The sequence below is a fragment of the Sphingosinicella sp. genome, assembly GCF_013911755.1.
Taxonomy (GTDB): Bacteria; Pseudomonadota; Alphaproteobacteria; order Sphingomonadales; family Sphingomonadaceae; genus Sphingosinicella.
The window spans coordinates 255,698-274,733 of the sequence record NZ_JACESP010000002.1; the positions used below are offsets into that span (position 1 = coordinate 255,698).

The 19,036-nt window shown below is 61.2% G+C and carries 19 protein-coding genes; 11 read left to right on the top strand and 8 right to left on the bottom strand.

Annotated features, from left to right (window positions below; genetic code table 11):
* Window positions 1–56: 56 nt before the first annotated feature.
* Window positions 57–869, top strand: coding sequence for an alpha/beta hydrolase (locus tag H2052_RS03005; protein WP_293777886.1), 813 nt, complete (start codon window positions 57–59; stop codon window positions 867–869).
* A 1-nt stretch (window position 870) separates the two neighbouring features.
* Here the strand turns inward: H2052_RS03005 and H2052_RS03010 are convergent, their stop codons facing one another.
* From H2052_RS03010 to H2052_RS03030, 5 genes are all read right to left on the bottom strand, one after another.
* A complete protein-coding gene (locus H2052_RS03010) occupies window positions 871–2,871 on the bottom strand; it encodes a S9 family peptidase (protein WP_293777888.1) in 2,001 nt (666 codons plus the stop codon).
* A 28-nt stretch (window positions 2,872–2,899) separates the two neighbouring features.
* Window positions 2,900–5,797, bottom strand: a complete 2,898-nt coding sequence (locus H2052_RS03015; RefSeq protein WP_293777890.1) for a TonB-dependent receptor — start codon at window positions 5,795–5,797, stop codon at window positions 2,900–2,902.
* Window positions 5,798–5,961: 164 nt separating this feature from the next.
* Window positions 5,962–6,294, bottom strand: coding sequence for a hypothetical protein (locus tag H2052_RS03020; RefSeq protein WP_293777892.1), 333 nt, complete (start codon window positions 6,292–6,294; stop codon window positions 5,962–5,964).
* A gap of 40 nt (window positions 6,295–6,334) precedes the next feature.
* Complete coding sequence (locus H2052_RS03025) at window positions 6,335–6,874, bottom strand: hypothetical protein (RefSeq protein WP_293777895.1); 540 nt, start codon at window positions 6,872–6,874, stop codon at window positions 6,335–6,337.
* Window positions 6,875–6,940: 66 nt separating this feature from the next.
* Complete coding sequence (locus tag H2052_RS03030; RefSeq protein WP_293777898.1) at window positions 6,941–7,336, bottom strand: glycine zipper 2TM domain-containing protein; 396 nt, start codon at window positions 7,334–7,336, stop codon at window positions 6,941–6,943.
* A gap of 152 nt (window positions 7,337–7,488) precedes the next feature.
* Between H2052_RS03030 and H2052_RS03035 the strand changes: the two genes are divergently transcribed.
* From H2052_RS03035 to H2052_RS03050, 4 genes are all read left to right on the top strand, one after another.
* Window positions 7,489–7,830 (top strand): DMT family protein, encoded by a 342-nt coding sequence (locus H2052_RS03035; protein ID WP_293777901.1) that lies wholly within the window; start codon window positions 7,489–7,491, stop codon window positions 7,828–7,830.
* 2 nt (window positions 7,831–7,832) lie between these two features.
* Window positions 7,833–8,102 carry a DUF167 domain-containing protein gene (locus H2052_RS03040; RefSeq protein WP_293777903.1) on the top strand — a complete coding sequence of 90 codons (270 nt, stop codon included), beginning with the start codon at window positions 7,833–7,835 and terminating at the stop codon, window positions 8,100–8,102.
* 140 nt (window positions 8,103–8,242) lie between these two features.
* Window positions 8,243–8,734 (top strand): Hsp20/alpha crystallin family protein, encoded by a 492-nt coding sequence (locus H2052_RS03045; protein ID WP_293777906.1) that lies wholly within the window; start codon window positions 8,243–8,245, stop codon window positions 8,732–8,734.
* Window positions 8,735–9,073: 339 nt separating this feature from the next.
* The gene (locus H2052_RS03050; protein WP_293777909.1) at window positions 9,074–9,412 is read left to right on the top strand and encodes a hypothetical protein; all 339 of its coding nucleotides are present in this window, start codon (window positions 9,074–9,076) and stop codon (window positions 9,410–9,412) included.
* Window positions 9,413–9,591: 179 nt separating this feature from the next.
* On the opposite strand, the gene H2052_RS03055 is transcribed toward H2052_RS03050, so the two are convergent.
* The 3 genes from H2052_RS03055 to H2052_RS03065 all read right to left on the bottom strand — a co-directional run bounded on the left by H2052_RS03055 (window position 9,592) and on the right by H2052_RS03065 (window position 13,533).
* Window positions 9,592–10,500 (bottom strand): hypothetical protein, encoded by a 909-nt coding sequence (locus tag H2052_RS03055; RefSeq protein WP_293777911.1) that lies wholly within the window; start codon window positions 10,498–10,500, stop codon window positions 9,592–9,594.
* Window positions 10,501–10,533: 33 nt separating this feature from the next.
* Window positions 10,534–11,574: a ribonucleotide-diphosphate reductase subunit beta gene (locus H2052_RS03060; protein ID WP_293777914.1), complete on the bottom strand. Its 1,041-nt coding sequence runs from the start codon at window positions 11,572–11,574 to the stop codon at window positions 10,534–10,536.
* A gap of 87 nt (window positions 11,575–11,661) precedes the next feature.
* Window positions 11,662–13,533 carry a ribonucleoside-diphosphate reductase subunit alpha gene (locus tag H2052_RS03065; protein WP_293777916.1) on the bottom strand — a complete coding sequence of 624 codons (1,872 nt, stop codon included), beginning with the start codon at window positions 13,531–13,533 and terminating at the stop codon, window positions 11,662–11,664.
* 473 nt (window positions 13,534–14,006) lie between these two features.
* On the opposite strand from H2052_RS03065, the gene H2052_RS03070 reads away from it, so the two are divergent.
* The 6 genes from H2052_RS03070 to H2052_RS03095 form a co-directional block, all read left to right on the top strand.
* A complete protein-coding gene (locus tag H2052_RS03070) occupies window positions 14,007–14,978 on the top strand; it encodes a hypothetical protein (RefSeq protein ID WP_293777919.1) in 972 nt (323 codons plus the stop codon).
* A complete protein-coding gene (locus H2052_RS03075; protein WP_293777920.1) occupies window positions 14,975–15,889 on the top strand; it encodes a GNAT family N-acetyltransferase in 915 nt (304 codons plus the stop codon). Before H2052_RS03070 ends, H2052_RS03075 begins: the two co-directional genes overlap by 4 nt.
* Complete coding sequence (locus H2052_RS03080) at window positions 15,886–16,485, top strand: GNAT family N-acetyltransferase (protein ID WP_293777922.1); 600 nt, start codon at window positions 15,886–15,888, stop codon at window positions 16,483–16,485. Before H2052_RS03075 ends, H2052_RS03080 begins: the two co-directional genes overlap by 4 nt.
* A gap of 61 nt (window positions 16,486–16,546) precedes the next feature.
* Window positions 16,547–18,067: a fumarate hydratase gene (locus H2052_RS03085; protein WP_293777924.1), complete on the top strand. Its 1,521-nt coding sequence runs from the start codon at window positions 16,547–16,549 to the stop codon at window positions 18,065–18,067.
* A 67-nt stretch (window positions 18,068–18,134) separates the two neighbouring features.
* Window positions 18,135–18,410 carry a PepSY domain-containing protein gene (locus tag H2052_RS03090; RefSeq protein WP_293777927.1) on the top strand — a complete coding sequence of 92 codons (276 nt, stop codon included), beginning with the start codon at window positions 18,135–18,137 and terminating at the stop codon, window positions 18,408–18,410.
* A 133-nt stretch (window positions 18,411–18,543) separates the two neighbouring features.
* The coding region (locus tag H2052_RS03095) for an acyltransferase family protein (RefSeq protein WP_293777930.1) at window positions 18,544–19,036 on the top strand (493 nt) is incomplete at its 3' end.

Sequence of the window (19,036 nt, forward strand, 5' to 3'; positions counted from 1 at the left end):
CAGGGTTGAAATATTTTTTGCGTGGCGCATTGTGCGCGAGCCAAACAGGAGTGCATATGATCACCGACTGGGACGACGCTTACGCCAATGCCGCGCACATCGTGGGCGGTGATCGCTGGCCGGATGCGTGGGTCGAACCCGCCCGGCGCTGGCGCGACGCGTGCGGCGCACGAGCGATGCTGGACCTTCCCTACGGTGACGCTCCCCGCAATCGCTACGACCTGTTCCTGCCCGAAGGTGAGCCGCGCGGCCTCACTGTCTTCATCCACGGCGGCTACTGGCTCGCGCTCGACAAGAGCTATTGGTCGCACCTGTCACGCGGGCCGCTCGCGCGCGGCTTCGCCGTGGCGATGCCGTCCTACACGCTCTGTCCGGAGAACCGCATCGGTGGCATCACGCGCGAGATTGGCGCCGCGGTCACGACAGCCGCGGCGCGCATAAGCGGCCCGATCTTCATAACCGGCCACTCGGCGGGCGGACATCTCGCCGCGCGCATGATTTCCGCATCGTCGCCGCTCTCGCCGGAGATCGCAGCCCGCGTCGCGCATACCGTGCCGATTTCGGCGCTCGCCGACCTGCGGCCGCTGATGCGGACGGAAATGAACGCGACGCTCCACATCGACGATGCCGAGGCTGCCGCCGAAAGCCCTGCCCTGCTCGGTCCGTTCCCCGGCGCGCGTGTCACCTGCTGGGTCGGCGCGGAGGAGCGACCAGAGTTCCGCCGCCAGTCGGCGCTTCTCGCCAACATCTGGACCGGGCTCGGCGCCGCCACGGCGCTCGTGGAGGAAGCGGGTCGCCACCACTTCAATGTCATCGACGGCCTCGAAGACCCCGATCACCCGCTGACGCGCACGCTGCTCTGCGAATAGCTCAGTTGGCTTTCAGCCAGCGGTCGTACCAGTCGATGTTGGCGCGGATGCGGTGCGCGAGGTAGCTCGGCACGGTGAGGCCGTGGTTTTCGCCCGGGTAGACGATCAGCTTCGTGGGGACACCGCGCGTCTTCAGCGTCAGGTACATCTGCTCGGCGCCGACGCAAGGCACGTTGTCGTCCGCATCAGCACACTGGAACAAGGTCGCTGCCGTAATGCGCTCCGGCTCGAAGAACGGGTAGGCGAGCTTCTTCCACGTGTCGAAATTTTCCCACGGCGTGCCGAGTTCGAGGACGTACTCGCGCTGGTACATGTCGACGCCCCACGTGGCGAAGATGTTGGAAACGCCGGCGCCCGCCACGGCCGCCTTGATGCGCTTGTCGTAGGCGATCATGTAGCCGGTGAGGATGCCGCCGTAGCTCCAGCCGCCCGCGCCGATGCGGCTGGGGTCCGCGATGCCCGTATCGATCGCATTGGTGATGCCGGCGCTGATATCTTGCGCATCGACATTGCCCCAGTCGGCATAGATCGCGCGCGAGAAATCGAAGCCGCGCCCCGATGAACCGCGCGGATTGATCTTGAGTACGACATAGCCTGCGGCCGCAAGCGCGCGCGCATCGAGATCGAACTCGTGGCTGTGCTGATAGACAGGCCCCCCGTGGAGATCCGCGATCAGCGGATAGCGCTTCGTCGGGTCGTAATCCGGCGGCAGCACATAGAAGCCGTGGATTTCAGCGTCGCCGCTCTTGAAGCTGACGTCACGCGTCTCGCCGAGCGCGCGGTCCTTCAGCCACGGATTGTGGTCGGTGAGCGGGCGGGCTCCGGCCTTGTCGAGCGCGAAAAGCTCGGCGGGCTTCTCGTTGGTGGTCTCCAGAATGGCGATGCGCCCGTCTTTCGCGACCGCATAGTCATAGGCGAAGCGGGTGCCCTTGGTGAGGTAGCTGATCTTGCCGCTCTTCGCGTCGACGCGCGCCAGCCACGTGTCCCGGTCGCCCTCGATCTGCGTGAGGATCGACCCATCCGGCGCGAATCGCGGGTAGTAGAACCAGAGATCGAGCTTGGCGGGCCGCGTCACCGTGCCTGTCGTCACATCGGCAACGGCAAGGTGCGGCGTGCCGTAGTAGAGCCACTTGTCCTCCATGCCTTCGAGCCAGACGATCCGCTTCGAATCCGGCGACCACGAGACGCCTGCGACCCAATCCGGATCGTCGTCTGCGTTCGCGGTGGGGCTGAGCTTGCGCGGCTCGCCGCCCTCGGATGACAGCACATAGATTTCAGTGTTCAGCGTCTTGTCGGTCTCGCCGTGGTCCTTCGCGGTGTAGGCGATGAGCTTGCCATCCGGCGACCAGGCGGGGCGCCAGTGATCGCGCGCGCCGCTCGTCAGCTGCCGCGCGGCGCCGCTCGCAAGATCGACGATGAACAGCTGCTGCGTGCGGTCGTCGAGATAGCCGCGCCCGTCCTCCTTGAAAAAGAAGCGCTCGGTTTCGACGGGGGGCGGATTCTTCGCCTTGCTGCCAACCGCCTTGCCGACTTCCGCGACCACGACCGCATATTTCCCGTCGGGAGACAGATCGTAGTCGCTGATGCCGCCGGGGAGGCTGGAAACGCGTTTCCCTGGGCCGCCTGCGGCCGGCATCGTCCAGAGCTGGTCGCTGTCGTCCTCTTCCTCCTCGCCCGCCGTCTTCTCGCCGGCATCGCTGAGGAACACGATGGTCTTGCCATCGGGCGTGTAGCGCGGACTATATTCGCTCACCTCCGCCGTGCTTGTGAGCGGTTTGGCGGCTCCGCCCTTCCACGGGACGGTCCACAGATCGCTCGTTTTCTCATCCCGCGCCTGATCGGGAGTCGAGACTGTGTAGGCGATCGTGCCGCCATCGGGCGCGAAGGTGGGCTCGCTGACATCCGTGAGCCGGTAATAGTCGTCCGGCACCACGGCGGAGGGGGCCGCAGAAGCAAGGCTGGACGACGCCAGCAGCAAGACACTGCCCAGAATCCGGTACATAACCCCTGTCCCTCTCATGTTTCCGCGCTCAGAACGAAACCGTGGCGCCCATGTAGAAATAGCGTCCCATCGCGGAGACCGGGTAGGACGTGTATTCAAACCCCGGCTTCGCATCGAACAGGTTGTTGACACCGCCGTAAATGCCGAAGCGTTCGCCGACGTCGTAACTCACCTGAAACTCGTGCTCCCATTTTTCCTTGACCCAAAGATATTTGGAGTCTGCGTAATCGGGATCGCCCGTGAGATATTCGGTCGGGAAGCGCCGTGTCTTGTCGAACCAGCTGATGCCATAGGCGATCGTGAGCGGGCCTTTTTGCCATGTGAGATCAAGCGTTGCCGAATAGCGCGGGGCATACTCGTCTGCTTCGCCGACGTTCGAGTTCAAGTCGGCACCGGGCGTCGCGACGAACTCCAGCCGATCAAGGTAATTGCCGGTCAGTGCGACGCCGAAGGTTCCCGCCGTATCGGTGGCGACCCTGTAAGCGAGCGTCACGTCGAGGCCCGCCGTGCGGAACTGCGCGACATTGTCCGGACGCGACACGAAGCCGGTGATGAAGCCCGTATCCGGATTGCGCGTGATCGCGGGACAGAACGGATTGTCGATCGTCGGCTGATCGACGCACAGTTCGGTCAGTTCCTCGGCTTCGGGCGTGTTGATCGCATCCTTGATCTTGATGTCGTACCAATCCGCCGAAAAGCTGAACCCCGGCAGGAAGCGCGGCCTCAGCACGACACCTGCAGTCCAGGTCTTCGCCGTCTCCTCCTTGAGATCGGGATTGCCGCTGCTGAGGCCCTCCGTAAACACTGTCGAGCTTGGATCGCTCGAAGGGCTGAAGGTCGTTGGATCAATGCCGAGGCCGCTCAGGATGGCCGCGCAGTTCGCTTCCCTTGTCGATGAGCCATTGTTCAGTTCCTGCGTATCGCAGGGATCGACGATGAAGTTGGACGAACCGTCGGCAGGCGCAAACAATTCCGCGATGTTTGGCGCGCGCACGGCCTGCGAATAGGTGGCTCGGAAGGAGACGTCCCGGATCGGTGCATAGACACCGTCCACCTTCCATGTCGTCGTTCCGCCGATCGTGCTGTAATCCGAAAGCCGGATCGCCCCACCCACCGAAAGCAGATGCGCGCCGGGCACGTCCTTCAGGATCGGCACGTTGATCTCGGCGAACACTTCCTTGACGTTGAAGCTGCCGCGCGCAGGCTGCACGGTAGGTGCCCAGGTGAGGCCGTCGGCGATCAGCGGGTCCGGATCGAAACGGCTGCTTTCCTTGCGGTATTCCGCGCCGAACGCGAAACCGATCGGGCCGCCGGGCAGTTCCAGAAACGCGCCCGTGTCGCCCGAAATCGAACCCGAGAAAACGTGCTGCGTGACCTTGGCGCGGCTGATGCTGTCGGTCGTCACGAAATCGATCGCCGCCGGATCTCTGAGATACTCGCCGAAAATATTGTAAGGCACACAGTTCGGAAACGGATTGTCGGGGTCGAGCATGGTCCGGCAGATCGGCGCGCCGGTATCGGGATCGCTGACGACATCAACCGCCGCCTGCCATTCCGCTTCCAGCCGGTTGCCGCGGGTCACGGTGCGCGTCTTGGTCTGACCGTAGACGTAGGAGACTTCGTACTTCAGGCGTTCGCTGAATTTGCCGCTCGCGCCGATCACGCCGCGCAGCGTCTCGCGCCGGTTTTCCTCGAAATTGATGCCGAGGTCGAAATGATCGCGTGTCAGCAGCACGCCGTCGGGCGTATCGGGATCTTCAAAGTACGCAGCGGCGGCACCCGGCACGATCGCGTTACGGATAGAATCCGGCATGAACGGGTTTTCTGGCGTCTGGAAAAGATAGAAGTCGAACGTCGGCTGCTGCTGCGTCCATGCCTTTGTGCGGACGTACTTGCCTTCGGCGAAGAGCGTGAACCCTTGGCTGAATTCATAGCGGCCGAGTACGTTGACGAGGTGGCGCTCCAGGCCGGGAAACAGGTCACCCTGGTAACCATCCACCGGGGTGCTCGATCCGCCCTGCGCGTAGCCGCCCGATTCCTCCAGAACGAGCCCGCGGTCGTAGACATTTCCGTTGCCTTCGAAGTCCGAGGCAAAATCGAAATCCACGTCCACCGCGCCCATGCGCGCACTGTCGGCATAGCGGACATCGTCGTAGCGGATGACGTCCGGAATGTTCGGATCGTCGGGCAGATCGGCCTGGTTGCGATAAAGGCCGGCGGCGCGCGGGTTCGTGAGCCGCGAGCGGCGCAGCTCGTTTAGCCGGTCTTCCTTGTTGTACTCATAGGCGGCCGCGATATTGCCCCGGCCCTCCGAGAAATTGGTGCCGGCGGTGATCGCGCCGTAGCGATTGCCGCCGTCGCCGCGCTGCGAGATGCCGATCTGGCCGCGCGCGGTGATGCCTTCGAAGTCGCGCTTCAGGCGGAAGTTGACGACACCGGAGACGCCATCCGCGCCGTAGATCGCCGACGCGCCGCCGGTCAGCACGTCGACCGCTTCGATGAGGTCGGTCGGGATCGCGTTGATGTCCACCGCCGCCGAGCCTGCGAGCGAGGACACGTGCCGGCGCCCATCCACCAGCACCAGAGTGCGGTCGGTGCCGAGGTTCCGGAGGTCGAGGAGGTTGAGGCCGGCTTCGCCGAATTCCGTTTCGGAGCCGCCGGTGAGGCTGCCGGTTCGCGACCCGACAAGCGCAGGACTCTGCGTCAGGAAGTCTGCGACGTTGGTCTTGCCGGACTGGGCTATGGCCTCCGACGACAGCGTCGTGACCGGATTGGCGAAATCGAGCTCTGGTCGGCTGATGCGCGTGCCGGTGATGACAATGGTTTCGGTGACGTCGTCTTCGACAGCATCCGCCTGCTGCGCGAAGGCCTGCGCGGTCCATGCGGCCGTCGCCATCAACGCGGCAAACGCGGTGATCGTCTTCATAGCTGCTGCTCCCACCCGTTTTGCCGGTTTCCGGCGTTCTTTCGAACTTCCCGGAGCGGAGGATGTCGCAGCCTCAGTAGTTAGTCAATTGTCCAATCCGTGAGCGGAAGACGCCGCCCCCGAGCGGGATCGGGAGCGGCGCGACCGAACTTCGGACGGAGTATTCAGTAAGAACCGAGCGGATTGCGTGCGCGGTTCCAGCCGAGTGCCGCGAGTCGTTCCGAGCGTTCGAAACGGCGGCGCTCGATGATGCCGTTGAGCTTCATCGCAAGGCCGATCGCGAGAAAGGCACACACCGCCTGCGAATAGTTTTGCAGCGCGAAGCTGGCGGTACCGATGACAGTGCAAATGATGATGATCATAGGGAAGACGCGGGCGTACACCGCGTCAGCGAGTTCAACCTTGTCCATGGCCCCTAGACTCCCGAGCGTTTTCTTGACCCGAGGACCATTAGCGGCCGGAATAGCTAACGAGGTCTTGCCGAACGCGGTTAACATCAAAACTTTGATGGTTAACCTTACGGACCTGTTATTACCTCTACTGTGTACCCGCGATCAGGCTCGCGGTGCTGCCGCCGCCTTCCTTCGCGGAAGCGTGAACCTGCAGGCTGCGCCCACCCGCCTTGTCCTCCGCGGCGACCATGCGCATGTCCGGCGTCGTCATCTCGCCGGCGATCTTGAGCCCGGACTTCTCGGCCTCCGCCTTGTACCAGGCGATGACCTTTTCGGGTGCGTCGCCCGTTTCGAAATTGATCATGCCGCCCTTGCCCGTGTTCGAGTCGCCGCCCGCGCCACCGACGACCTTCGCACCCGGATAAAGCGGCGCGAAATCGGGGAGGAAATCAGCGGCGCCCTCCCCGCTCATGAACTTGCCGGTCTGGCCGTCCGGCCCGGTGACGGTGACGGTCGAGGTGTCCCCGTCCTGACGCACGCTGTACTGCGCCTCCCCGTCTTCTGTCGCAACGCTACCGCTCGCGACTTCCTCGCCTTCGCCTTTCGACGCCTCGCTTGCGTCGTTGCCGCCGCAAGCCGCGAGTGCCAGCAGCGCCGCACCCGCGATAAATCCCTGTTTCGTCATGAGGCCTCCTGTCCGGCAAACACATTATCAAATGCCTGCCGGACAGGAAGCCTTGTTATCGACAGGTCAGCGGCACTTCACGCCGTCATCGAGACTCTTGCCGACGAGACCGCCCGCGACCGCGCCGAGCACGGCGCCCACGGTCTTGGAGCCCCCCGGCGCGATCTCGTGGCCGAGCACGCCGCCCGCCACGCCGCCGATGATGAGGCCGGTCGTGCCGTCCTTGCGCTTGCAGTAATAGCGCCCGTCGCGGCCGCGATAGATCTCTTCGTTCGCTGCAAGGCGGCGCTCGCGGTAGTTGCCCTTGCGGTAGTGTTCGTCCGGGTACCAGCGATCCCGGTCCTTGGCGCGCTTTCCGTGCGCCGGCGCCCAGTCCGGCGGATCGGCGAAAGCCGGTGCCGAAGGCACGGCGGCAAGCGGGATCAGCGAAGCCGCAACCGCGGCGAAAACGACTTTTTTCATAATCTCTCCAAACCTTGTCACGGAAGCGTTCGCTTCGGCTGCCCAACGCTGGAGCAGGAAAACGGCTCCCCTTCAACACCATGCCCCGGAACGCTTTCGGATAGCTGAACAGCCGTGGCGGGCCGCGCGGGCGCGCGCTAAGACGTGCAACCATGCAGACGATCGTCCTTCTCACCCTTTCGAACATCCTGATGACCTTCGCGTGGTACTGGCACCTGAAAGCCGGCGCGGCGGGGGCGAAGCCGATGTTCGTCATCGTCCTCATCAGTTGGGGCATCGCGTTCTTCGAATATGCGCTCGCGGTCCCGGCAAACCGCATCGGCGCCGGCGCGGGCTGGACGCCGGGACAGCTGAAGATCGCGCAGGAGGCGATCGCGCTCACCATCTTCGGCGTGTTCATGGTGACGTACCTCGGCGAACCGCTGCACTGGCGCCACTTCGCCGCCTTCGGCTGCATCATGGCGGCGGTCGGCTTCCTGTTCGTCGGCAGGTAACCGTGGATACCGCTCTCGCCGCGCTCGTCTCGCCCGATGGCACGCTCGCCGTGCGGGTGACGCCGAAGGCGCGCGGCGGCGAGCGCATCGTCGTTGAAGACACGCCCGGAGGCCCGCGCGCCCGCGTCTGGGTTTCCGCCCCGCCCGAGGACGGAAAGGCCAACGCCGCCGTCTGCCGACTCGTGGCAAAAGCGCTCGGCCTTCCCAAATCCGCCGTCAGCGTCGCGCGCGGCGACACCTCGCGCGAAAAGCTGCTGCACATCGCGCGCTAAACGCGCGCGGTTTGATCCACCGCAAGGCAACCCGACTCGGGGGCGGTGCATAGTGCGATTGCGGCCAAAGGCCCCCGCCCCTTTTTTCCCGGTCTGATTCGGCCTTGGCCCGATTTTTTCGAACCCAAAGGAGGCACGACATGGCTATGAAATCGCTTGCACCGTTCAGCTCCGGATCGCCGACGCGTAGCGCCGATCCCTTCGGCGGGCTTCGCCACGACATCGAGCGCCTGTTCGACGATGTCACGCGCGGATGGCAGCTTCCGGCTGTCTTCCGCGGCGACGGTCTGCTCAACCCGCGCGTCGACATTGCAGAGACCGACGCCGGCCTCGAGCTGACCGCGGAACTGCCTGGAATTGACGAGAAAGACATCGACCTCTCGCTCGACGACGACGTGCTGACGCTGAAGGCCGAGCACAAGACGGAGAAAGAGGAAGAGGACAAGAAGAAGCGTTACCACCTCGTCGAGCGTTCGCACGGCACCTACCTCCGCCGCTTCCAAGTGCCCTTCACGCCCGATGCCGCCAAGGTGAGCGCGAGCTTTGACAAGGGCGTGCTGAAAGTGAGCGTCCCGCGTGCCGCCGTGGAGGATTCGAAGGCCCGGAAAATCGCCATCGGCAAGGCCGCCTGAACGGCGCGTTCGCGAAGCAGGGCGTCTCCCGCGTGGAGGCGCCCTTTCTTTTTTTCTGCATCGAGCCGCTGCACACAGATACGAGTTTGACTCAAGTCAAAGTCCGAAAGCCCCGATGGCGTACCACCAGAGGCGAGGTTCCGCCGGCGACTACCGTCCCACCACCCTCCGCAAGGGGCCGGCGGACCCTCCCCGCAGTAAACACCTCCTCCTTGGGGGATAGCGCGCTCCTGCTGTCCCCCGCATTTCTTTCCTGTCCATTTGAAGACGTTGCGCCGCGCCGCGCGGCTCATCACGATCCGCCGTTCGAAACGGGTGCAGACGGGGGGAGAACCAATCATGACCGCTGATTTCATACGCAAGAGCGCGGGCGCGCTGATGCTGTTAACGGGTACCGGACACGTCGCGCTGCTCGCCGTGCGGCCGATGAGCCCCGAACTCGCCATCGCCGCCGCGTTCGGCGTTGCCTACTTTCTGATCGGCGTGTTCCTGTGGCGCGGCGGCGCGCGCGGCGCACTCTGGGCCGGGCTCATCCTGCCCGCGATCGGCGCGGCCCTCTCCTTCGCCGCGAACCCGCCCGGCAAAGGCGGCTGGACCCCGATCGGCACGACGTTCGTCGCCGTCGACATCGTGGTGGTGCTCGCCTGCCTGTGGCTGCTGATGCGGCGCGCGCGCTGAGGAGAGAGAGAGAGAGAGAGAGAGAGAGAGAGACGGCGCGATTTGTTCCGGCGAGATCAGGTGCGGGCGGACGAACTGGCGGAACTGAAAGCCGCGCTGGATGCCGGCGAGAATATAGGGGTCAGTAGGCGTGCCACGCGTAGCTGACATCGCTTCACTGAGGCGGCGCCGGGGCCTCTTCACTCTTTCCTTTGAAGGCTCTCACTTAAGGCAAAAGCTATTAACGCCTCTTCCACGTAGCGTCTCAGGAATTTTGCAAAAGAAGTTGATGACGAAATATAAAGTATAAAGAAAGTTATCAAGAATGTATAATTCTCATTTAGACTATCTGACTTTTCAGGATATTCCAAAACGAATTTTCTTAAAATTAAAAATATTTCACCCCAAATTGAACACAAAAATATCCATGATATAGACCTCATCAAGCCAGATATTACCAAATAGTTATACATTCTTGCATTGGCCACCGGATCATTGTTTGCAACATAATATTCTATCCAACGAAACCAGCTCGATTTTCTACTTATAACAAAATTATTTCCAAAAATTATCTTAGAATTATATTTTATTTTGTATATTAAATTCTTTGGTATTCTAGTTTCATAAAATCCAAACATGCCAACGGCATAAGTTAGTAAATACCAAGGCAAAACTGGAATATGAATCAATACTCTAAAATACGAAGCAACAAAATGCATTTGAAAAAAATTATAACATAATTGTTTCTTTATTGATTTTCTGAAAAGGCCATTTCTATTTTTTGCATTCGATCTGCACGATAAAAGGATAAACTTACTGGTTTTTCCCAGCGTGTTTTCTAGAAATTTTTCTATAAATATCGCGGATTGATATGAAATTAAATGCCCAAATATATAAGCAAAGAAAGAAAACGTAAGAAATTTAATTATTTGATCCGCAAATCCGTAAGAAACTGAATCCGGAAAACTGGGAATGGGAATTCCAAGAGGCGCAACAATATAACGAAATAAAAATGGCGTTGAAAATAATCCAACGCCAAAATAAACTACTATATCATAGTTCGCAAAAGGAGGGCGGGCGCTTAAACTAAATGGGTCAACCTTGTTCAATCCGAGTTCCCATCACAGCCTTTTATTATACCCCTACTCCGCCACCCCCAGCAGCCCCTGCGCGTCGCCCGCCTCGTTGGCGGCGGTGGTGATCTTGGCGGATTTGCGCTTGTCGAAGGCGTCCCACACGTCGTTCCAGCTGCCCTTGGTGGCGGCTTTCGAATATTCGGTGGCGCGGGTTTCGAAGAAGTTGGCGTGCTCGACGCCGTTCAGCAGCGGCGCGAGCCACGGCAGCGGGTGTTCAGCGATCTTGTAGATCGGCTTCAGGCCAAGCTGACCGAGGCGCCAGTCGGCGATGAAGCGGATGTAGTTCTTGATGTCGTCGGGCGTCATGCCGGGCACCGGGCCCATTTCGAACGCCAGATCGACGAAGGCGTCCTCCAGATCGACCGTGTGATAGCAGGTGTCGCGGATTTCCTTGCGCATCGCCGGGGTCAGGCAGTCCCGCTCCTGGCAGAAGGTGTGGAACAGCTTGATAATACCTTCGCAGTGCAGCGACTCGTCGCGCACCGACCAGCTGACGATCTGGCCCATGCCCTTCATCTTGTTGTGGCGCGGGAAGTTCATCAGCATGGCGAAGCTGGCGAAGAGCTGAAGCCCCTCGGTGAAGCCGCCGAACATCGCGAGCGTCTTCGCGATATCCTCGTCCGTATCCACACCGAAGGTGGCGAGGTAATCGTGCTTGTCCTTCATTTCCTTGTACTGAAGGAACATGCCGTACTCGCTTTCGGGCATACCGATCGTATCGAGCAGGTGGCTGTAGGCGGCGATGTGCACCGTTTCCATGTTGCTGAACGCGGTCAGCATCATCTTGATCTCGGTGGGCTTGAAGACGCGGCCGTACTTCTCGTGGTAGCAATCCTGCACCTCGACGTCCGCCTGCGTGAAGAAGCGGAAGATCTGCGTGAGCAGGTTGCGCTCGTGATCCGAGAGCTTCTGCGCCCAGTCGCGGCAATCTTCGCCGAGCGGCACTTCCTCCGGCAGCCAGTGGAGCTGCTGCTGGAGCTTCCAATAGTCGTATGCCCACGGATATTCGAAGGGCTTGTACTGCTTGGAGGCTTGCAGAAGAGGCATCGCCGTTACTTTCCCGTTGCGGGCCGAAATTCAAACCGACCCGAATTTACACCGTTTCCCAAGATCAAAGTATCGCTTTGATCACGCCTACTGGCAGGCCAGGCACTCGTCGTAATCCTTCACCTCGACCTCGATCTGCTTGAGGTTGATGGTGTTGTCCGCCTCCACGCCGCCCGCGAAGCCCGCGCGCTGCATGGATTTGGAGCGGCAGTAGTAGAGGGACTTGATGCCAAGTTCCCACGCCCGGTAGTGCATCATCAGAAGATCCCACTTCTCGATGTCCGCCGGCAGGAACAGGTTGAGGCTCTGCGCCTGATCGATATAGGGCGTGCGGTCGCCGGCGAGTTCGAGCAGCCAGCGCTGGTCGATCTCGAACGCGGTGCGGAACGTCGCCTTCTCGTCGGGCGTGAGGAAATCGAGGTGCTGCACAGAGCCGCCGCGCTCCAGGATCGTGCTCCACACCTTGTCGCTGTTCTTCGCCTTCTCCTCGAGCAGCTTTTCAAGGTGCGGGTTCTTCACGGTGAAGCTGCCCGACAGCGTCTTGTGCGTGTAGATGTTCGCCGGAATCGGCTCGATGCACGCCGAGGTGCCGCCGCAGATGATGCTGATCGACGCGGTCGGCGCGATCGCCATCTTGCAGGAGAAACGCTCCATTACGCCCATGTCCTCGGCATCCGGGCAGGCGCCGCGCTCGCTCGCGAGGAGCATCGAGGCTTCGTCCGCCTGCGTGCGGATGTGGCGGAAGATCTTGAGGTTCCAAGACTTCGCCATCGCGCTTTCGAACGGAATCGAACGCGCCTGCAGGAAGCTGTGGAAGCCCATGACGCCAAGACCCACCGAACGCTCGCGCATCGCGGCATATTTGGCGCGCTCCATCTCGTCCGGCGCGCGCGCGATATAGTCGGAGAGCACGTTGTCGAGGAAGCGCATCACGTCCTCGATGAACAGCTTGTCCTTCGACCACTCGTCCCAGGTTTCGAGGTTGAGGCTGGAGAGGCAGCAGACCGCCGTGCGGTCCTTGTTGTACTGATCGACGCCCGTCGGCAGCGTGATTTCCGAGCACAGGTTCGATGTCGTGACCTTGAGGCCCACGTCACGCTGGTGCTTGGGCATCGTGTTGTTCACGTGATCGATGAAGATGATGTACGGCTCGCCCGTCGCCAGCCGGGTCTCGACCAGCTTCTGGAACAGCGCGCGCGCATCCACCTCGCCCCGCTTCGAACCGTCCTTGGGGCTGACCAGATCGAAGGGAAGACCATCTCGCACGGCCTCCATGAAAGCGTCTGTAACGAGGACGCCGTGATGAAGGTTCAAGGCCTTGCGGTTGAAATCACCGGAAGGCTTGCGGATTTCGAGGAACTCTTCGATTTCCGGGTGCGAGATGTCGAGGTAGCAAGCTGCGGATCCCCGCCTCAGCGATCCCTGGCTTATCGCCAGTGTCAATGAATCCATGACGCGCACAAACGGGACGATGCCCGACGTCTTGCCATTGAGGCCCACAGGCTCGCCAATGCCGCGGACATGGCCCCAGTAGGTGCCGATGCCGCCGCCCTTGGAGGCGAGCCAGACGTTCTCGTTCCACGTGCCGACAATGCCTTCGAGGCTGTCCGACACGCTGTTCAGGTAGCAGGAGATGGGCAGGCCGCGCCCGGTGCCGCCGTTCGACAGCACAGGCGTCGCGGGCATGAACCACAGGCGGGAGATATAATCGTAAAGGCGCTGCGCGTGGGCATCGTCGCCGTCGTCAGCATACGCTGCGGCAACGCGCGCGAACAGGTCCTGCGGCCGCTCGCCGGGCAGCAGGTAGCGGTCCTCCAGCGTCTGGCGGCCGAAATCCGTGAGCAGCGCATCCCGGCTGTGATCGATCTCGACGGCATGCGCCGCCGCACCGCGCGGGCGCGCCGTGGCTGCAACGTCATCGCCGTCAAGAGTCGCCGTATCCACGCCACTGAAATCCATCTGAGCCGACTCCCCTATGTTCCTGCTTCGTTCCACATCCGTCAAGGGGTGCTGCGAATATGGGGTAGCGGGTCTTTCCCGCAACGGATACGGGCGATGTCGCGCCGTCCCCGATATCCTCGTAATTCACAGGCCCCGGCGATTTCTCGCCAGACCAAGGGGGCAAAACCAGCCCTGCCCCGGGAACGTATCGTTTCCCGTGTGACACAAGCTGTTGTGGTGACCCCCCGGTCCCAGAACCAGACTTTGTGGTGAAGCGCCGCCTAACGCAAGGGGGTTTTTACACAATTTAAGTTTTTGTGACGAGATCAGGCACTTAGCTGAATCGCTTCACGTTTCCGATAATCAGCGCCCTTCAAAGCGTCGGTCGTGCAACCCCGAAACACATGTTGTGGTAAGCATTCTCTGTCATCATAGATGATAGAGAATCGTGTCAGAAGCCCTTCAGACACAGCACGAACGAAGTCTCCTCAATGACCGCCGTCTATATCACCGTGGATACCGAATACCTGCAAGGTGTCTTCCGCACGTCGGGAGCCTCCGGCTGGCAGGAAAACTTCGACAAGGCCATTCGCGGCACGACCAGAGACGGCGAGGTCGGCATCTATTACCAGATGGACGTGCTGGAACGGCACGGATTGAAAGGTGTGTTCTTTGTCGATCCCATTCCGGCGCTGATCTTTGGGCCGGACGCCATCGCCCGGATTGTCGAACCCATCGTGGAGCGAGGGCATGACGTGCAGTTGCAAATTCACACGGAATGGTTACGTCACGTCGATGAAAAGCGTGTTCCCACCCCGGAAAGAGGAAACAATATCAGGGACTTCTCCCTGAATGCTCAGATAGAGCTTCTGTCTCTTGCCCGCGACCTTCTTGTCGAAGCCGGCGCGCCCGCACCGCAAGCATTCCGAGCAGGCAACTACGGTGCCAACAACGATACGCTGCGCGCGCTGAAGGCCATCGGACTTCGTTACGATACCAGCTTCAATCCCGGTATGAGGACCTCTCCCTGCCGGATCGATCTCCCACCCGAGTTGCAGGAAGCAACGGAATATCTGGGCATTATCGAGGTTCCGATCAGTGCCATCTGGAGCCTTGGACAAAGACGCCATGCGCAGATTACCGCCCTTTCGGTGCAGGAGATGATCGCAGCCCTCCGCCACGCCGCACGATCGGGACGCACGCAGTTCACCATTGTCTCGCACAGCTTCGAGATCACGGGTCTCAACCGCGAAAGAACGAATGCGATCGTGAAAAGGCGCTTCGAGCGTATCTGCAAGGCCATTGAAATGCACAGCGACCTTCATACCGCCACCTACCGTGAGAACCCGCCCGGCATTCCGGAAACTGCGGCCCATCCCCCGCTGCTCCCGCACAACGTCCTGAGAACCGGATGGCGCATGATAGAGCAGGCGGTTGGCAACCACCTCTACGGTGTCAAATGACAACGAGGCCCATCAATCTCAATTTTACCGTGGGATCGCGGACAATCGCTTCAGTGTCGCGGCGCCTTCAGCCTGTATCCTACACGCTGGATAACATTCTCTCGGGCGTGCGCCCCCCGTTTCCGGATCTCGATCCCGAAGCCCACGGCTACGATGTCCATTCCGTCCCCGCCGAGCAGGTCGCTGAAATTCGGCAGAAGTACGCCGATTTCATAATCGGGAAACCCCGACAATATGATCGCTGCTTCATTGATATGGCAGGCACGTATGACGACTATCTCGGAAAATTTTCATCCAAGACCCGGTCGACGTTTGGCCGCAAGAAACGCAAACTTGAGCAGGTGTGCGGCGGAAAGCTCGACATCCGCGGTTTCCATACGGGCGCCGAATTTACAGCCTTTCTGGAACATGCCCTGCCGCTTTCCCGTCGAACCTATCAAGGCAGGCTGTTGAACGCCGGGCTTCCGGAAAAGCCCGAAGACATCGCGCGCATGACGGCGCTTGCAAACCAGGACCGTATTCGAAGCTTCATCATGTTCATTGATGGCAAACCCGCGAGCTATTTGTATCTTCCCGTAAAAGACGGCATTATCTCTTATACCTATCTTGGATATGACCCGGATTATGCACATCTTTCAACGGGAACTATTCTTCAACTCGAGGCATTGAAAACTCTGTTTGAGGAACAGCGCTATAGGTACTTTGACTTTACCGAAGGCGAAGGTTCCCATAAAAAGATGTTTGCAACGGGATCAGCCACCGCCTGCACTTTTTTTATGCTTAAGCCCGCAATTTCGAACAAAATTCTGATAAGAACCCTGGACACCTTCAATGCAAGTGTGGCGGCTGCGCGCAAAACTGCGGAGCGCTTTGGCTTAAAATCCAAAATCGGCGCCTTCCTGAGACGATGACTGCAAAAGACTGCCTGAAAGCGCTTCTCGCCCGAACGTTTTCGGACTACCGCGTCAACTGGATTTACGCGTCGGTCGCCGGTTGTGAAGCCGCCCCACTGAACGACGGCCTGTCGTTGGGGCCACTCACGGCAACGCAGACGCAGGCTATTCTGGAAAGCTCAAGCCACAAGTTTCGGAACACGCTGAGCTTTCACAAAGGCGGCCTCGCCGGGTTTGTCCTTTCTGACGACAAAGGCCCCGTTTGCGTGGCCCACTTCGCCTCGCCCGATCAATATCGTCACAATGCGACATGGCCCATTCGCGCAAACGAAGTCGCCCTGGTGGACATCGCAACCGACGACCGGGCCAAAGGCAAAGGCTATGCCCCTCTCACGATCCGCGCTGCAACGCAGGCTTATCGGGAAGCCGGCATTGAACGACTGATCGCTTTCATCTGGTGGAGCAACAAACCTTCGATACGCTCCTTTGAAAAGGCGGGATGGGTAAGGATCGGTTTAGCGATCGAGGTGCGGACGGGTAAGCGGTGGCGCTCGCTGAGGATACCGCTTCCACATCGCAGCGCGGCAGCACAGGTCCGCGCAAAGCACCGGTAGACGGGAAACGGCTGCGTCGCTAATCACCGCCCCAAACCGGTCTTTTCGAGAGGGCTTTTGCATGGCGGTGATCCGCGAAGAAGACGTCATTGAGTCGGTCGCCGACGCGCTTCAGTACATCAGCTATTACCACCCCATGGACTACATCCGCGCACTCGGCCGCGCGTATGAACTGGAGCAGGGACCGGCCGCGAAGGACGCGATTGCGCAGATTCTAACGAACAGCCGCATGTGCGCGGAAGGCCACCGCCCGATCTGCCAGGACACGGGCATCGTCACCGCCTTCGTGAAGATCGGCATGAACGTCCAGTGGCAAGCCACGAAAACCGTTCAGGAAATGGTCGACGAAGGCGTGCGCCGCGCCTACCTCCACCCGGAAAACCGCCTGCGCGCCTCGATCGTTTCGGACCCGGCGTTTTCCCGCAAGAACACGAAGGACAACACGCCCGCGGTCGTCCATGTCGAAATGGTGCCCGGCGACACGGTGGAAATCACAGTCGCGGCGAAGGGCGGCGGCAGCGAGAACAAGTCCAAGTTCAAGATGCTGAACCCCAGCGATTCCATCGTCGACTGGGTGCTGGAGATGGTGCCGCAGATGGGCGCCGGCTGGTGCCCGCCCGGCATGCTCGGCATCGGCATCGGCGGCACGGCGGAAAAGGCGATGCTGCTCGCCAAGGAATCGCTGATGGAAGCGATCGACATGGCCGAACTCAAGGCGCGCGGGCCGCAGAGCGAGATCGAGGCGCTGCGCATCGAGATTTACGACAAGGTGAATGCGCTCGGCATCGGCGCCCAAGGCCTCGGCGGGCTCGCGACCGTGCTTGACGTCAAGATCTACGATTGCCCGACGCACGCGGCCTCGAAGCCGGTTGCGATGATCCCGAACTGCGCCGCGACGCGCCACGCGCACTTCGTGCTCGACGGTTCCGGTCCGGCCTATCTCGAAGCACCGGACCTCGCCGACTGGCCGAAGGTGGAATGGACGCCTTCGAAGGAAGCGATCCGCGTCGACCTCGACACGCTGACGCCCGAGGTCGTGCAAGGCTGGAAGCAGGGTGACCGCCTGCTGCTCAATGGCAAGATGCTCACCGGGCGCGACGCCGCGCACAAGCGCATCCAGGACATGCTGGCGAAGGGCGAGCCGCTGCCGGTCGAGTTCAAGGGCCGCGTGATCTATTATGTGGGCCCGGTCGATCCCGTGGGCGAAGAGGTCGTCGGCCCCGCCGGCCCCACCACCGCGACCCGCATGGACAAGTTCACGCGCATGATGCTGGAACAGGGCCTCACCGCGATGGTCGGCAAGGCCGAGCGCGGACCGATGGCGGTGGACGCGATCCGCGATCACAAGAGCGCCTATCTGATGGCGGTCGGCGGCGCGGCGTACCTTGTCGCGCGCGCCATCAAGCGCAGCAAGGTCGTCGGCTTCGAAGACCTCGGCATGGAAGCGATCTACGAGTTCGAGGTGAAGGACTTCCCCGTCACCGTCGCGGTCGACAGCGAGGGCAAGAACGTCCACCACCTCGCCCCCCTCGTCTGGCGCGAAAAGATCGCGAAGGAGCGCCTGCTGGAGCCTGCTGAATAAGGCCGCGGGAACCCTCTTGCATCGTCCGCCGTTACGGACGGCATATGAAGCCAAGAGGAGACACGCCATGTTTCGCAGCATCGCCCGTTTCGGTACGGTTGCCGCCGTCCTTTCGGTCCTGTCGTCGCCCGCGCTCGCCGACCGCAAGCCGAGCGCGAGCGAGCTCGAAAAGCTCACCGCCACGCTCCGCGCTGCGGGCTACACGAGCTGGGAAGAGATCGAGCTTGACGATGACGGCCCCTGGTTCGAGGTCGACGACGCCCGCAAGGCGGACGGTACGCGCTGGGACCTGAAGCTTAGCCCTTCGGACTTCCAGATCGCGAAGGCCGATTCCGAAGACTGATCGCGCCATAGCGGCGCCCACGCGCCGGAACGAACGAAATCCACGCCTGCCCGAAGGGGAATATCCCGGTTTCGCGGATTGTTGACTTGGCTCCGAATTGACGGCCGACGGTCTGTTCAGCATGAGCGGGATGATGGCGACGGATAGGGAAAGACGAGACCAGAGCGCGGAGCCTCTCGGCGCACGGCTTTCGGATACGATTTCCGTTGTTCGTGTCGTTTGCGTGCTCGGTATCGTTTACGTCCATGCGTGGACGGGCCTCACCGGCGAGCAACTCGCGGCGGCCGCTGCGAGCGGACAAGGCCTGCTCCGTCTCGTGCTGATGGAGGTGTTCGGGCGCAGCGCCGTACCGCTGCTCGGCATGATCTCCGGCTATCTTGTTGCCGGCGCGGCGATCCGGTCCTGGCGCGGGTTCATCGGCCGGAAGGCGCAGACGATCCTGCTGCCGATGGCGCTTTGGAATGCGCTCGCCATTCTGCTGGTCTCGGGCACGGCATGGCTTGGTTTCCTGCAGGCGCCGGTTCCTGAAAGCCTCTGGTGGCTGATCGACGAGCTGTTTTCGATCCTGACGCCCAATCACATCAACGTGCAGACACCGTTCCTCCGCGACCTCTTCGTCTGCATGG

Coding starts and splice junctions, on each gene's coding strand:
- H2052_RS03005 (WP_293777886.1), top strand. CDS start 57: ATGATCACCGACTGGGACGACGCTTACGCCAATGCCGCGCACATCGTG.
- H2052_RS03010 (WP_293777888.1), bottom strand. CDS start 2,871: ATGTACCGGATTCTGGGCAGTGTCTTGCTGCTGGCGTCGTCCAGCCTT.
- H2052_RS03015 (WP_293777890.1), bottom strand. CDS start 5,797: ATGAAGACGATCACCGCGTTTGCCGCGTTGATGGCGACGGCCGCATGG.
- H2052_RS03020 (WP_293777892.1), bottom strand. CDS start 6,294: ATGTTAACCGCGTTCGGCAAGACCTCGTTAGCTATTCCGGCCGCTAAT.
- H2052_RS03025 (WP_293777895.1), bottom strand. CDS start 6,874: ATGACGAAACAGGGATTTATCGCGGGTGCGGCGCTGCTGGCACTCGCG.
- H2052_RS03030 (WP_293777898.1), bottom strand. CDS start 7,336: ATGAAAAAAGTCGTTTTCGCCGCGGTTGCGGCTTCGCTGATCCCGCTT.
- H2052_RS03035 (WP_293777901.1), top strand. CDS start 7,489: ATGCAGACGATCGTCCTTCTCACCCTTTCGAACATCCTGATGACCTTC.
- H2052_RS03045 (WP_293777906.1), top strand. CDS start 8,243: ATGGCTATGAAATCGCTTGCACCGTTCAGCTCCGGATCGCCGACGCGT.
- H2052_RS03050 (WP_293777909.1), top strand. CDS start 9,074: ATGACCGCTGATTTCATACGCAAGAGCGCGGGCGCGCTGATGCTGTTA.
- H2052_RS03060 (WP_293777914.1), bottom strand. CDS start 11,574: ATGCCTCTTCTGCAAGCCTCCAAGCAGTACAAGCCCTTCGAATATCCG.
- H2052_RS03065 (WP_293777916.1), bottom strand. CDS start 13,533: ATGGATTTCAGTGGCGTGGATACGGCGACTCTTGACGGCGATGACGTT.
- H2052_RS03070 (WP_293777919.1), top strand. CDS start 14,007: ATGACCGCCGTCTATATCACCGTGGATACCGAATACCTGCAAGGTGTC.
- H2052_RS03075 (WP_293777920.1), top strand. CDS start 14,975: ATGACAACGAGGCCCATCAATCTCAATTTTACCGTGGGATCGCGGACA.
- H2052_RS03080 (WP_293777922.1), top strand. CDS start 15,886: ATGACTGCAAAAGACTGCCTGAAAGCGCTTCTCGCCCGAACGTTTTCG.
- H2052_RS03085 (WP_293777924.1), top strand. CDS start 16,547: ATGGCGGTGATCCGCGAAGAAGACGTCATTGAGTCGGTCGCCGACGCG.
- H2052_RS03090 (WP_293777927.1), top strand. CDS start 18,135: ATGTTTCGCAGCATCGCCCGTTTCGGTACGGTTGCCGCCGTCCTTTCG.